Origin of the sequence: Streptomyces sp. NPDC001832 (assembly GCF_040297265.1) — a bacterium.
Lineage (GTDB): Bacteria > Actinomycetota > Actinomycetes > Streptomycetales > Streptomycetaceae > Streptomyces.
This window is the reverse complement of sequence record NZ_JBEOYU010000022.1, coordinates 30,661-44,708: the sequence shown is the minus strand read 5'-3', so window position 1 is coordinate 44,708 and position 14,048 is coordinate 30,661. Positions and strand designations below refer to the sequence as shown.

8 protein-coding genes are annotated in these 14,048 nt (G+C 70.9%); 4 read left to right on the top strand and 4 right to left on the bottom strand.

Translation table 11 applies throughout. The features are described from left to right. Nucleotides 1-14 precede the first annotated feature (14 nt). Nucleotides 15-1,247, bottom strand: a complete 1,233-nt coding sequence (locus tag ABT115_RS18675) for a serine/threonine-protein kinase (protein ID WP_351790716.1) — start codon at nt 1,245-1,247, stop codon at nt 15-17. Nucleotides 1,248-1,428: 181 nt separating this feature from the next. Next, nucleotides 1,429-3,051 carry a serine/threonine-protein kinase gene (locus tag ABT115_RS18670; protein ID WP_351790713.1) on the bottom strand — a complete coding sequence of 541 codons (1,623 nt, stop codon included), beginning with the start codon at nt 3,049-3,051 and terminating at the stop codon, nt 1,429-1,431. Nucleotides 3,052-3,546: 495 nt separating this feature from the next. Between ABT115_RS18670 and ABT115_RS18665 the strand changes: the two genes are divergently transcribed. The 4 genes from ABT115_RS18665 (at nt 3,547) to ABT115_RS18650 (ending at nt 11,059) form a co-directional block, all read left to right on the top strand. After that, nucleotides 3,547-7,200 carry an FHA domain-containing protein gene (locus ABT115_RS18665; protein WP_351790710.1) on the top strand — a complete coding sequence of 1,218 codons (3,654 nt, stop codon included), beginning with the start codon at nt 3,547-3,549 and terminating at the stop codon, nt 7,198-7,200. Nucleotides 7,201-7,396: 196 nt separating this feature from the next. Then, the gene (locus ABT115_RS18660) at nt 7,397-8,728 is read left to right on the top strand and encodes an ABC transporter substrate-binding protein (RefSeq protein ID WP_502969119.1); all 1,332 of its coding nucleotides are present in this window, start codon (nt 7,397-7,399) and stop codon (nt 8,726-8,728) included. Between the two features lie 4 nt (nt 8,729-8,732). Then, complete coding sequence (locus ABT115_RS18655; protein ID WP_351790704.1) at nt 8,733-10,151, top strand: carbohydrate ABC transporter permease; 1,419 nt, start codon at nt 8,733-8,735, stop codon at nt 10,149-10,151. Further along, the gene (locus ABT115_RS18650; RefSeq protein WP_502969118.1) at nt 10,148-11,059 is read left to right on the top strand and encodes a carbohydrate ABC transporter permease; all 912 of its coding nucleotides are present in this window, start codon (nt 10,148-10,150) and stop codon (nt 11,057-11,059) included. Before ABT115_RS18655 ends, ABT115_RS18650 begins: the two co-directional genes overlap by 4 nt. A gap of 68 nt (nt 11,060-11,127) precedes the next feature. Here the strand turns inward: ABT115_RS18650 and ABT115_RS18645 are convergent, their stop codons facing one another. Further along, the gene (locus ABT115_RS18645) at nt 11,128-12,642 is read right to left on the bottom strand and encodes a methyltransferase domain-containing protein (RefSeq protein ID WP_351790702.1); all 1,515 of its coding nucleotides are present in this window, start codon (nt 12,640-12,642) and stop codon (nt 11,128-11,130) included. A gap of 30 nt (nt 12,643-12,672) precedes the next feature. Then, nucleotides 12,673-13,902, bottom strand: coding sequence for a glycosyltransferase family 39 protein (locus ABT115_RS18640; RefSeq protein ID WP_502969121.1), 1,230 nt, complete (start codon nt 13,900-13,902; stop codon nt 12,673-12,675). Nucleotides 13,903-14,048 lie beyond the last annotated feature (146 nt).

The following is a 14,048-nucleotide window of genomic DNA, read 5'->3' as shown; positions in this document are numbered from 1 at the left end:
ATTGCCCCGCAAGGTCAGGGTGTTCCCGGCGCCGAGTTCTTCGTTTCCTGCGCAGGCGCGTTCGCGTCGTCGCCGCCCAGCGTCAGCCAGCCGCCCACGCCCAGAGCCACCACCAGCACCGCGGCACCCAGCGTCAGGCGGCGCTTGCGGACGGCCGCGGACTTGTTACGGGCCGAGCCCGGGCGGGGCCGGCCCGGGGAGCGCGGGGCCCTGGCCGTGCCCCGGGGGCCGCCGGAGAGTTCGTCGGGCGCCGGGACACGCATGCTCGTGTGAGTGTCGCGGTTGGAGTCGGCGGACGAGCCGGGGACCAGGGGAACCGCGCCGCGGCGGCGGGGTTCCTCGGGTGCGGGGGTGTACTCCTGCTCGCCGTACGTCCGGGGTTCCGGTTCGGCGTCCGGCTCGTCCACGTCCAGCGGCGGGATACCGGCCAGCTGCGGGAGCTGCTCGCGCAGCCGGGCCGCGAGCTCGGAGGCGCGCAGCCGGGAGGCCGGGGCCTTGGCCAGGCACTGGACCAGGAGCCGCCAGAGCTCGTCGGGGATGCCTGGGAGCGGGACGACCGTCTCCGTGACATGGCGACGCAGGACCGCGCCGGGGTGTCCGCCGCCGAAGGGTGTGAAGCCTGCGAGGAGTTCGTACAGGACCGTGGCGAGCGCGTAGATGTCGACGGCGGCGCGGGGCGGCAAACCCTCGACAATCTCGGGGGCCAGATAGTCCGGCGTACCGATGATCTTGCTGGCCTTGGTGCGGCGCGGGGTGTCGATCAGCTTGGCCACGCCGAAGTCGGTGAGCAGCGCCGGGTGCGAGCCGCCGGGGCCGAGCGGGCCCTCCATGTCGAGCAGGATGTTCTCCGGCTTGACGTCACGGTGGACCACCCCGGCGGCGTGCGCGGCGGCCAGGCCGTCGGCGACGTCCGCGATGATCGCGACGGCGGCCTCGGGCGCGAGACGCCGTTCGCGGTCGAGGCGGGTGCGCAGGTCCGTGCCGCGTACCAGGCTCATGACCAGTGCCAGGTCGTTGCCGTCCACCACGAGGTCACGGACAGCGACGACATGTGGATGGTCCAGGCCGAGCAGCGCGGTGCGCTCCTGGACGAAGCGGCCCACGAGCTCCTGGTCGGACGCGAGGTCTTCGCGGAGCAGCTTGATGGCCACCGGGCCCTCGGGCCCCTCGCCGAGCCACACCGTGCCGGCGCTGCCGCGCCCAAGGATCTGGTGTGCGGTGTACCGGCTGCCGATATTCCGTGCCAAGACTGCTCCCTCAGCGGCTGGCGATGGACCATCGCTCACGACCCCCGGCCGACAAAGTTACGCGTCGATCGGGGTGTTGAGTGCCCGGGATGGGGCCAACCTTCACTTCTGCGGGCGAAATGCGGCAGAAATTGACCCGCAGAAGTCGATATAACTACAGAGTTGATGATGCGTCGGGCATTCAGGGTCCGAGGCGTCCGCTGCCGCCGCCGCCCAGTTCCGAGAACCAGTCGGTCACGCTGGAGACGGTGTCGCTGATCGCCTGCCAGTAGCTCTTGCCCTGGCCGATCCAGTCCTGCAGCGGGGTCAGTTCCCAGATCAGCCAGCCCGCGACGAACAGCAGGACCAGGGTGAACAGGCAGCCCTTGAGGCAGCCGAGGCCGGGAATCCTCATCGGGTTGGCACTGCGCTGCCTCGGCTCACGGGGCCGGCGCGGGACCGGCTGCGGGGGCGGCGGCTGCGGGGGCGCGTACTGCTGCCGCTGTTGCGGCTGGTACTGCTGCTGCCGAGGCTGGGGGTACTGCTGCGGCTGCTGGTACTGCTGATGCTGCGGCGGCGGCTGCCGTCGCTGAGGCTGCTGCTGGGGCTGCGGCCGCTGTGGGCGGCGGCGCAGCGGGTCCTGGCTCGGGTCGAGGTACTGGAACTGCGTCTGCTCGTTACGATCGCGGGCCGCCCGGAGCTGGGACTCCCAGGGGTGCGGCCCCTCGGGCTGCGGAGGGCCGTCCGGGACCGGCGGTACGGGCGGCATGACCGAGGTCGGGTCGGCGTGCCCGCCCGGGCCGGGGGCGTGCTGCATGACGCTGGTCGCGGCGCTCGGATCGTACGAGCCCGCGTCGCTCGGCAGCACCTGCGTGGGGTCGGCCGCACCGGGGGTCTGGGGAACGGCCGCGGGCGCCGGGTCGGGTGCGAGCAGGGCGCCCACGCCGTCGGCCGCCGCGATCTGGGCGGAGCTGGCGTGCACGCCGATGCCTTCCGCGACGGTGCGCAGTCCGCGGGCCAGGTTCTCGGCGCTGGGCCGCCGGTCCGGGTCCTTGCTCAGGCAGCGCTCCATCACCGTCCACAGCGGTGCCGGAACGGTGGTGGGGCGGCGGGGCTCCTCGCTGAGGTGCTGGTGCAGGACTTCGAGGGCGGTGCTGCCGGAGAACGGCGGGCGGCCGGTGACCAGCTCGTACAGCAGGATGCCCGCGCCGTAGATGTCGACGGCGGAGGTCTGCGGGCGGCCCTCGGCGGACTCGGGCGCCACATAGGCGGGCGTGCCGACGAACTCATGGGTCCGGGTCAGCCCCGGGGAGTCGGCCAGGCGCGCGATGCCGAAGTCGGTGAGCATCGGGTGCATCTGGCCGTCGCGCTCGTCGAGCAGGACGTTGGCGGGCTTCAGATCGCGGTGGACGACGCCGTCGGCGTGGCTGGCGGCGAGCGCGTCCGCGATCTGCGCGGTGAGGAGCGCGGCGGCGACCGGGGTGAGCGGGCCGTTCTCGCGGAGGTAGCGGTGCAGGTCCGGGCCGTCGACCAGGTCCATGACGAGGGCGAGCAGATCTCCCTCGACGACCAGGTCGCGGGTGCGCACGATGTTCTCGTGGGTGAGCCGGAGCAGCACGGAGCGCTCGCGCAGGAACCGCATCACGACGTCCGCGTCGTTGGCGAGCTCCTCCTTCAGGACCTTGATCGCCACGGTCTCGCCGGGCTGGCCGGCGACGGCCGCCTCGGCGCCTGCGGTCTCCCGCTGGCGGGCACGCCAGACGGTGCCCGTGGCGCCGCGTCCCAGCGGCTCCTCGAGCAGGTACTTGCTGCCTACCGGCCGCACGTGATGCGCTCCCTGCTGGTCGTGGTGCTTGCGGTGTTCCCGGATCCGCCCGGGAGTTCCGACCCACTCTAGTGGGGTGACCGGCGGAGCCGGGCCGGTCCGCCCGGTTGCCGTCACCGCACTCGGTCCGGGCCGGATCACCTTCTCAAGGAGGTACCGGCCGGTTGCGGTACAAGACGCTCACACCGGGCGGATGGTTGTCGCACGCACGTGCGATGAACTGTTACGGGCTCTCTCCCGGAACGGGTTCCGCCACCGCGGAGACCATCCCAAGCAGGCACTTATGGGCGTACAGCCGACCTTTCAAGATCACTTAGCGGTGACCCCCGGGCGTGTTGTCAGTGGCAGGTGCAAGGATGCCTCCCACACGGACTGTGGGGTAGGAGCCTGCGGCACGTGACGAACCCGTACCGGACGACGCGTCCGTGTCGGGTGGGGGGAATCACAGGCCCTTCCCCCTGCCCGGCGCCCGCGCAGAAGGGACCGCTGACGGCGATGCAGATCCGGCTGACCGTCCTCGCGCCGCGCAGCGGCCAGACCCCGGCGCGCGCCTGCGACGTGCTGGTCACCGCCCCGCCGGGCACGGCGCTCGCCACCGTGGCGTCCAATCTGGCCGCCGCCGTCCTGGGGCCCGACGGCTCACCAGGCAGCGGTGCGGTGCTGCTGTTCGCCGGGCGTGAGCGGCTCGACGCGCAGCGGTGCGTGCTGGGGGAGCCCCCGCTGGTCGACGGAGCGGTGCTCTCACTCCAGGTCCCCGGCGAGGACGAGGCGGCCAACGACGCCGTTCCGGCTCAGCTGCACGTGATCGCGGGGCCCGACGCCGGCGGGGTCCATCTGCTGCACGGCGGCCAGATCCGGATCGGCCGCTCCGCCGACGCGGACGTCCCGCTCGACGACCCCGATGTGTCCCGGCTGCACTGCACGGTGACGGTCTCCGCGGACGGCCTGGTCTCGGTGGCGGACCTGGGCTCCACCAACGGCACCCTGCTCGACGGTACGGAGGTCCGCGACCGCCCGGTCCGTCTGAAGCCCGGTGCGCTGCTGCGGCTCGGCGAATCGACGCTCCGGCTGACCTCGGGCGCACGCACGCCGACGCTGGCGACGGCCCCGGACGGCGAGGGGCATCTGCGGGTGTCCGGTACGGCGGGCGCGGCCGCCGCCGACGGCGGCTTCGCCGAGGAGTACGGCTCCGGCCACGGGTACGCCCCCGCCGCCGGCGCCGGGCCCGCCGCAAGCGTTGGGCCCGGCAAAGGCGGGTGGGCCGACACCCGCCGCCAGTCCCCCTCCGAGAGTTCCCCCCGCTTCCCGGACGACGGGACACCACGGCGGGGCGGGATAGGCGCCTGGGCGCGCAGACTCGCGGGCAACAAGGGCGAACCGGTGCACGAGCCGACACCCGACGATACGGGTGCGGCCGAGCCGCCGTTCCCGGCCGCCGCCTCCCCCGCGGCACCATCGGGATCCGCCGCGGAGAGCAGCTGGCCCGACCCGGCGGCCGTGCTGCTCACCGCGCTCGGCCCCGGCCCCCGGCTGTGGGAGCGCGGCACCGCGCACCCGGAGGCGCTGGTGGTGCGCCTGGGGACGACAGACCGGGCGGAGCTGCCCTCCGTGCCGGTGACCGTGGGGCTGCGGGAGGCCGGTTCCCTCGGGCTCGCCGGTCCGCGGGCCCGGCTGGCCGGACTTGCCCGTTGGGCAGTGGCGCAGCTCGCCGTACTGCACTCCCCCGCCGATCTGGAGATCGTGCTGATCAGCACGGACCGCGCCCGCAGCGCCGACGAACGCAGGCGCGAATGGACCTGGCTCGGCTGGCTGCCTCATCTGCGCCCCATGCACGGCCAGGACTGCCGGCTGCTCCTCGCGTACGACCGCGAGCAGGCCGTCGCCCGTACGACGGAGCTGGTGCGCCGGCTGGACGACGGGCCGCTGGGACCCGACTGGGCGAGCCTGGACCGGAGCGCGGTCGCCGAGGCCGCCGGGCAGTACTCGGGCCCTTACACCGTGGTGATCGTCGATGGTGACCCCGGCTCGACGCTGCTGCGCGAGCACACCGCCCGGCTGGCCGTTGCGGGTGCCGCCGCCGGGATCCATCTGATTTGTCTGGCCGAGACCCCGGCCGCCACGCCCAGCTCACCGGTCGCGGCGACGTACGAGGCCGCCTGCCAGGCCTCGATAGCGTTCCGCGAGTGCGGGGCGGTGGCGATGCTGAGCGGCGATGTGGCGACGGCACTGCGGCTGCTGCGCACGGCGGACGGCCGGGCCGCGGGCCACGGCACGGTCGCTGTGGTGGACGCGGTGTCGGCGCACTGGGCCGAGCGGTTCGGCCGGGCACTGGCCCCACTGCTTACGGAAGGATCGGCCACCGCCCCTGGCCGGACCGCGTCGGCGGCGCTCCCGCCGACCACCCGGCTGCTGGAGGAACTGGGCCTGGCGCGTGCCACCCCGGCCTCGCTGATGGCCCGCTGGGCCTCCACTGCGGACGCCCGGCCCGGTGCCACGGTCCACGGTTCGGGCCGCTGGACGGGCGGGCCGGCGGGCGCCGGAGCCGACGGCCGTACGGATGCGGCCGACGCGGATGCCGGCGGTTCGCGCCGTACGGAGTACCCGCGCAGTACAGGCGGCCCCCGCGTGGGCGCCCAGCGCACAGGCGGCGCACCGTGGCCGGACAGCGCGGGCGGGTACGCCCCCGGCTCGGTGCGCACCCCGTATCCCGGCAGCGAGAACACCACCCACGTCGGCACCGCGGGCCACGGCCTCGCGCACGACGACGCCCACGACACCCGTGGCTCCGGGCGTGGCCCGTACCCCGGCGCCGGTGCTGCCCACGCCGGCAGTGGGCGCTACGGCGGTTCGCCCGGGGCCACTCCGAGCTCCCGCACCGTTCCCGGGGGTACGTGGGACGGTGGTGATGTCCAGGGGGCCGACAGTCTCCGTTCCGCCGGATCCGGGCGGACCTCGAACCGGGTCGGCGGACCGCGCGGCGGCGACACACCTCAGGTCGTGGCACAAGGCGCCGAGAGCGGAGCGGCGGCCGCACGTACCGCCGTGGAAGCGAGCACGGGCACGGGCGCCGGCACGCCCGCAGCCGCCTCCGCCGAAGGGACCGCTGCCATGGCCGCCGGGCGCCCCGTCGTGGTGCTCGGGGCCGGACCCCGGGGCGCGGTCAGTGTGGATCTGGCGGAGGAAGGCCCCCATCTCCTCATCGAGGGGCCTCCCGGCAGCGGACGTACGGAGCTGCTGCGGGCCGTCGCCGCCTCACTGGCCGCGGCCGCCCGGCCCGACCGGCTGGGCATACTCCTGGTCGACGGCGCCGGTGGCGAGCGCGGCGAGAGCCTGCACCCGTGTACCGAACTCCCACACGCGTTCATGCACCTGGGGGCCTCGGATCCGGTACGGATGCGCGAGTTCGCGCAGGCACTGGGCGGCGAACTGAAGCGGCGCGCCGAACTGCTCGGCCAGTACGACTTCACCGAGTGGCACCACCGGCACGGGATGGCGCAGCGGATGACCGGCCGGCGCCCACCGAGCGCCGGGGAGCAGCGCGGCGACGTGGACTCCCCGACGAGCGGGACGCTCCGGCTGCGGCCCGCCGCCGCGCGACCCACGGACCCCGGTCCCTCCCCGCTGCCCCGGCTCGTCGTCCTGGTCGACGACTTCGACGCGCTGGTCGCCCCGGCGCTCGGCAGCCCCGGCCGCCCCGCCGCAGGTTCGGTCGTACGGGCCCTGGAGGCCGTGGCCAGGGAGGGCGGCCGGCTCGGCGTCCACCTGGTCGCGACGTCCGCCCGCCCGGACCGTACGGAGGACACGGACCTGGCCCATGGGGCCCGGCTGCGCATCGTGCTCGACGCGCCGGTCGTCCCGCCGTCGCCGGATGATCCGGCGCCCGGCCGTGGCCGGCTGGGGCATCCGGACGGGCGGGTGACACCTTTCCAGGGCGGCAGGGTGACGGGGCGTATTCCGCGTACGGCGACCCTGCGCCCCACCGTCGTCCCGCTGGAGTGGGAGCGGATGGGCGATCCGCCGACCCGGCGCCCGGTCCGCGAGCTGGGCAACGGTCCGACGGACCTGGCGCTGCTGGCCAGTGCGCTGGAGCGGGCGGCTCGGTCGGTGAATGCCGAGCCGATAGCCCCGTTCGGGCCCGTCCGCTGCTGAGTCGAGAGGCTGTCGGATGGCCTCTGAGCCAGGCCCGAGCAGATACTGACGTCACATCACGAGCCCATCACGATCAAGGAGTTGACGCGAGAAGCGGTATTGCGGCACCCGTACACCGGGCGTAGGACTGTGCGCACACAACGATGTGAGAGACGGGGCAGCGATGCGCACAACCCTTCGGTTCAGCAAAGCGGCCATGGTGTTAACCGCCATCGGCGCACTGGCTCTGACCGGTTGCGGTGACGACGGCAGCGGAAAAGGAAAGCCGGACAAGAGCTCCGGGGGCGGCAAGGGAAGCTCGTCGAGCGTCGTCCTGCCGAAACTGGACGGCGAGAGGCTCTCGGTCGCGGCGGTCTGGACCGGAGTCGAGCAGGCCAACTTCGTCAAGGTTCTCAAGGAGTTCGAGAACCGCACGGGGGCGACGGTCACCTTCGTCCCGGCGCAGGACCCGATCGTCAACTTCCTCGGTACGAAGATCGCGGGCGGCCAGCCGCCGGACGTCGCGATGATCCCGCAGGTCGGCGCGATCCAGCAGGCCGCCCGGAAGAAGTGGGCCAAGCCGGTCGGTCCCGAGGCCAAGGCCCAGCTGGCCAAGAACTACTCGAAGGTCTGGCAGGACCTCGGTGCGGTGGACGGCACCCAGTACGGCGTCTATTTCAAGGCCGCCAACAAGTCCCTGATCTGGTACAACGCCAAGGTGTTCGAGAACGCGGGCGCGGCTGAGCCGAAGACCTGGAAGGACTTCCTGGCAACGGCCGAGACGGTCTCCGCCTCGGGCGTCACTCCGGTCTCGGTCGGTGGCGCGGACGGCTGGACCCTCACCGACTGGTTCGAGAACATCTATCTCTCCCAGGCGGGCCCGGGCAAGTACGACCAGCTGGCCCAGCACAAGATCAAGTGGACGGACCCGTCCGTCAAGGACGCGCTGGCCACGCTCGCGCAGCTCTTCGGCAAGCCGTCGCTGATCGCGGGCGGTGCCGACGGTGCACTGCAGACGGAGTTTCCGGCCTCGGTCACCCAGACCTTCACCGGCGGTGACCAGCCCAAGGCCGCAATGGTCTTCGAGGGCGACTTCGTGGGCGTCAACATCGCACAGACGAAGGCGAAGATCGGGACCGACGCCAAGGTGTTCCCGTTCCCGGCGGTAGGCGCCGAGTCCCCCGTCGTGACGGGTGGCGACGCGGCGGTGGCGCTGAAGGACGGCAAGGGCGCCCAGGCCCTGCTGACCTGGCTGGGCTCGACCGACGCGGCCAAGATCATGGCCGAGCAGGGCGGGTTCATCTCGCCGAACAAGGCCCTGGACGCAGCCGCGTACCCGAACGAGGTTCAGCGCACGATGGCGAAGGCGCTGGTCGCAGCGGGTGATGCCGTCCGGTTCGACATGTCCGACCAGGCCCCGCAGTTGTTCGGCGGGACGCCCGGAAAGGGTGAGTGGAAGACCCTCCAGGACTTCCTGAAGAACCCGAAGGACATCGCGGGGACTCAAGCGAAGCTGGAGTCCGACGCGGCCGAAGCGTACAAGAGCTGACGGGATGACGACAGCGGCAGCGGGGGGCGCCGACGCGGTGCCGCCCGCCGACAAGCATCCGTCCGTCCGGCCGTCGGTACCCGCGCCGAGGAAGCCGTCCGACGCCCCGGCCGACGGCCCGGGCCGCAGCCGCAAAGGTGTGACCGGCACCCGCCGGGTCATCGCGGCGCTGTTCCTGGCTCCCGCGCTGGTGCTGCTGGGCGCGCTCGTGGTCTATCCGATCGTGTACTCCGTCTACCGGTCGCTCTTCGACCAGGCGGGTACGGGCTTCGCCGGACTCGACAACTACAAGGCGCTGTTCACAGACGACACCATCCGTACGGCGGTCAAGAACAACGCGATCTGGGTCGTGGTCGCGCCGACGGTCTCCACGGCCCTCGGGCTGATCTTCGCGGTGCTGACGGAGCGGATCCGCTGGGGTACGGCGTTCAAGCTGGTTGTCTTCATGCCGATGGCGATCTCCATGCTCGCCGCGGGCATCATCTTCCGGCTGGTGTACGACGCGGCCCCGGAACGCGGGGTCGCCAACGCCGTATGGGTGGGTGTGCACGACACGTTCACCGAGTCGGCGGGCTACCCGAAGGCGCATCCGCTGCCCGTCCACCCGCTCAAGGCGGGCGGCGGCGGTTCATTCGTCACCAAGGCGCCGGTGCGGGCCGGGCAGCCGGTGCAGCTGCCGCTGGTCGGTGTGGCACCGGCGAAGATGCCGACGGACGCGAAGCCCGCGAAGGCCGCGGCGGCAGGGGCCGGAAAGATCACCGGTACCGCGTGGCTGGACTTCACCCGGGGTGGCGGCGGCAGACCCAATGTCATCGACGCCAAGGAGCTGGGGCTCAAGGGGATCGAGGTGGAGGCGGTCAAGGACGGCAAGGTGGTCGCCTCGGCTACGGCAGGCGCGGACGGTACGTTCACCCTGCCCGCTTCGGCCGACGGCGCCGAACTCCGCCTCCCTGCCTCGAACTTCAAGGAGCCGTACAACGGAGTCGAGTGGCTTGGACCGGCCCTCGTCACACCGGGGATCATCGGCTCCTACGTCTGGATGTGGGCCGGGTTCGCAATGGTGCTGATCGCGGCGGGTCTGGCGGGCCTGCCGCGTGAACTGCTCGAAGCGGCCCGGGTGGACGGCGCGAACGAGTGGCAGGTGTTCCGCCGGATCACGGTGCCGATACTCGCGCCCGTTCTCGCGGTCGTGCTCGTCACGTTGATGATCAACGTCCTGAAGATCTTCGACCTGGTCTTCATCATCGCGCCGGGCTCCTCGCAGGACGATGCGAATGTGCTGGCGCTCCAGCTCTACCGCTCCTCGTTCGGCACGGACGCGGACCTCGGGATCGGCAGCGCCATCGCCGTGCTCCTGCTGCTGCTGGTTCTCCCGGTCATGTTCGTCAACGTACGCCGGATCCGGAAGGAGGGGCGCCGATGACGACAGCGTCCGACACGGCCACGAGCACGAAAGCCGCAAACGGACTGATGAAGGCCGAGCAGTCCCTCGGTGCGCGCATCGCCGCCCGCGCCGGCGGCGGTGTGATGCGGGTCTTCCTCATCCTGGTGGGTCTGTTCTGGCTGATGCCGACCATCGGGCTGCTGCTGTCCTCGCTGCGCGGCGCGGACGACATCGCGTCGACCGGCTGGTGGAAGGTCTTCACGGTCCCGTCCCAGCTCACCTTCGACAACTACTCCCGGCTGCTGGACAACCCGACCATCACCCACTCCCTCCTCAACACGGTCGTGATCACCGTCCCGGCGACCGTCCTGGTCGTCGTGATCGGTTCACTGGCCGGATATGCCTTCGCCTGGATGGAGTTCCCCGGCCGCGACTGGTGGTTCCTCGTGGTCGTGGGGCTGTTGGTGGTGCCGGTGCAGGTCGCCCTGGTCCCCGTCTCCGAGCTCTTCGGCGCCGTCGGGATCTTCGAGACGACCTTCGGCGTGATCATCTTCCACACGGCCTTCGGTCTGCCCTTCGCGATCTTCCTGCTGCGTAACTTCTTCGCGGAGATCCCGAGGGAACTGCTGGAGGCGGCCCGGCTTGACGGGGCGGGCGAGATCCGGCTCTTCACCCGGGTCGTGATGCCGCTGGGCGGTCCGGCGATCGCCTCGCTCGGGATCTTCCAGTTCCTCTGGGTGTGGAACGACATGCTGGTCGCGCTGATCTTCGCGGACTCCGGCTCCCCGCCGATCACGGTGGCCCTGCAGCAGCAGGTACGACAGTTCGGCAACAACATCGATGTGCTGGCGCCCGGCGCCTTCGTCTCGATGGTGATTCCGCTTGCGGTTTTCTTCGCCTTCCAGCGTCAGTTCGTCTCAGGCGTGATGGCGGGTGCGGTGAAGTAGTACGCACAGCTGTACGTGCATACGGGGTGGTCCCGTACACCGCGAACGTCGAGCCACCCGACAGCCTCTCAGACGCCGACCCGGCCCGCGGTGACGTACCGCCGGTTGAGGATGTCCTGTACATCGACGTGCTCTCCAGCAATGATCGTCTCGGCCGCATGCGGAGTCAGCAGCACGACGTACTGATAGCCGAACAGCGTCGGCCGGATCCGGGTGAGCAGCTTCGACACCCCGCCCAGGACCGCCGCGAGCGGTCCGCCGCCGAGCAGCGCCCAGAACGGGGCCCCGGTGGAGGCGATGTGGAGGACGTCGTAGCCCGCGCTCCTGACGGTGCGGCGCAGACTGGCCCGGGTGAAGAAGCGCAGATGCGTTTCGTCCAGGATGCCGCGCCGGTCGTAGTCGAAGACGCCGAGCGCGACCCGAAGCCGTGAGTACCAGTGGCTGAAGTTCGGTACGGAGAGCAGCACATGGCCGCCGGGCCGCAGCACGGTGACGGCCTCGGCGAGCACGCGCTCGGGGCGGGAGAGGTGCTCGATGACATCGCCGGCGACGACGTAGTCGTAGTCGGCGCCGACCTCCATGGGCAGCCCCTCCTCCAGGTCGGCGAGGTGGAAGTGGGTGCATTTCTCGCGGACGCCGGGGATCTCGACGTAGTCCACGCCCGTCACTTCGTGGCCGAGGGCTTCGAGGCGCTGGGCGAACAGGCCGCCGGAGCAGCCGAGATCGAGGACTCTGCCGGGCGCGAGGCTGCGCATCTTCTCCAGGATGACGGCGTGCGAGGAACCGTCGCCCTCCTTGAATGCGTACTCGACGGGCTTGGGAATCCAGGCGCAGGTGCCGAATCCCTTGACGGCGAGCCGGTATTCGAGAACGTCCTTGACGACGTCCTTCGCGTACTTCATGCCGTTGACGTAGCAGATCTCGTCGCCGTAGTAGGTGGGGACGGGGATCTCCTTGATCCGCATTCCTTCGTTGAGCATCTGGACGATGATCTGGGTGTCGAAGTCGAACGCGTCGGCGTTCCGGTGGATCAGCAGCTTCTTGAGTGCAGCGACGCTGTAGGCGCGGTACCCGGAGTGGAATTCGGTGAGCTGCGAACCGAGCAGGGCGTTCTCCAGGCGGGTGAGAATGCGATTGCCGAGCCATTTGTACATCGGCATGCCGCCCTTGAGAGCGGATCCGGATTTCATCATCCGCGAGCCGAACACGGCCTCGCATTCGCCGCGTTCGATCGGTGCGACCATGTCGGGCAGGTATTCGGGGGCGTACTGTCCGTCGCCGTGCAGCAGCACGATGATGTCGAGTCCGTGTTCGGCTGCCAGCGCGTATCCGGCCTTCTGGTTTCCGCCGTATCCTAGATTCTTGGTGTGCCGCATGACCACGGTCCGCGGCATTCCCTCCGTCTGCGACCAGCGGCAGCCCGCGGTGAAGGTCGCGTCGTGGCTTGCGTCGTCGAGAATGAGGACTTCGGCGACCTTGGACCGGAAGTTCTCCGGAATGCGGTCGAGGGTCCTCTCCAGCGTCGTCTCGGCGTTGTACGCGACCACCAGGATGCCGATTCTGGGGCTCGTGCTTTCCTTCACGGGAGGTTCTCCAGTCGCGCTCGGGTGTGGTCAGTTGACGGCGGAACCGGACGGTCGCGAGGTGCAGGGCGCGGGGACCGATGCCCGTTCGGCTGGGGACGAGGCGGGTACGTCCGGCGAGGTGGCGAGGATCCTGCGGACGCCGGTGACCAGGCCTGTCGCGAGGACGAACCAGCCGGCGGCACCCAACTGCAGCACCGTCTCGCTCCAACGCACGGCGGAACGCCCCTGGTAGCCGAGTACGGCTGTCCAGCCGAGCAGGCAGCTGTACGCGAGCCCCTCCCAGAACCCGAGGACGAACATCCCGGCCGCCGCCCAGGTCAGGTACTGCAGGGCGGACGCGGTGGAGAGGAGCAGCAGCAGGCCCAACGTCACGGCGACGGCACCGGGCAGCTGTGCGGGCCGCACCCAGGCCAGCCAGACGCCGGCCACCACGCAGATCAGCACCAGGAGGAAGTGGCCGTCGCCTCGGATGAAGGCGATGAACGGCTCCGGCAGACCCAGCACATCGGCGAACCGGACGAGGCCCCAGAGGCGGTAGCTGCCGCCCGCGTACTCCAGGACGTTCTCCTTGAGGTTCTCCGGCACAGTCACCAGGACGGGACCCCAGACGAGCGCGACGAGGGCGGTGAACCCGGCGCTGAAGCGGACGAGTGCCGGCCGGCCGACGCGCAGCGCGACCACGAACAGCGCGGGGATCACCACGACCGGGATGAATTTGACGCTGATCGCGAGCGCTGCGGCCACCCCGGCGGCCAGCGGCGACTTCCGGTCGACCAGCAGATACGCGGCGGCGAGTGCGAAGGTGACGGCGACTGCGTCGGTGTTGCCGTGGTAGCCGGATGTGGCGATCAGTAGGGGGCTGAGGGCCACACCGATCCCGCAGGCGACCGCATTTCGAAGAGAACGGCGCCGCCGGACGATTTCGAAGACGACGAGCGCGCAGAAGAAGTCGGCGATCGAGGCAGGTGATCGGATCAGCGTGCCGAACGGAATTCCGAGTTCGGCGAGTTCATTGAGTCCGAGGAGTATCCAGCCGGCCAGCGGTGGGTGGTTGTAGACGGGCAGCCCGGGCAGCGGCTGCTCATAAATGCGAATGGGGCCGTACGCGGCGACGGCCTTCGCGAATCCATGGAAAATACGCACGTCGGCGGGGCCGCGCTCGGTCGCCGCGATCAGCATTCTGACGAGCAGCCCGACGGCCGCCGCGACGAGTACGACGGCTCTTGCGCGTCGTACGTCCCAGGTGTCGCGCCACATTCGGATAGTCATGAAAAAAGGACATAGCAACCTGAAGCCTCTGTCCAGCGCGCCGATCAACACGCCGAGCGGACGGGTGAATCAATTCACCGCACATCTGCACGTATACGGGATGGCGTGAATCACTCGAACGGTTCCGGCTCCGG

Coding starts and splice junctions, on each gene's coding strand:
- ABT115_RS18665 (WP_351790710.1), top strand. CDS start 3,547: ATGCAGATCCGGCTGACCGTCCTCGCGCCGCGCAGCGGCCAGACCCCG.
- ABT115_RS18660 (WP_502969119.1), top strand. CDS start 7,397: ATGGTGTTAACCGCCATCGGCGCACTGGCTCTGACCGGTTGCGGTGAC.
- ABT115_RS18655 (WP_351790704.1), top strand. CDS start 8,733: ATGACGACAGCGGCAGCGGGGGGCGCCGACGCGGTGCCGCCCGCCGAC.
- ABT115_RS18650 (WP_502969118.1), top strand. CDS start 10,148: ATGACGACAGCGTCCGACACGGCCACGAGCACGAAAGCCGCAAACGGA.
- ABT115_RS18640 (WP_502969121.1), bottom strand. CDS start 13,902: ATGTGGCGCGACACCTGGGACGTACGACGCGCAAGAGCCGTCGTACTC.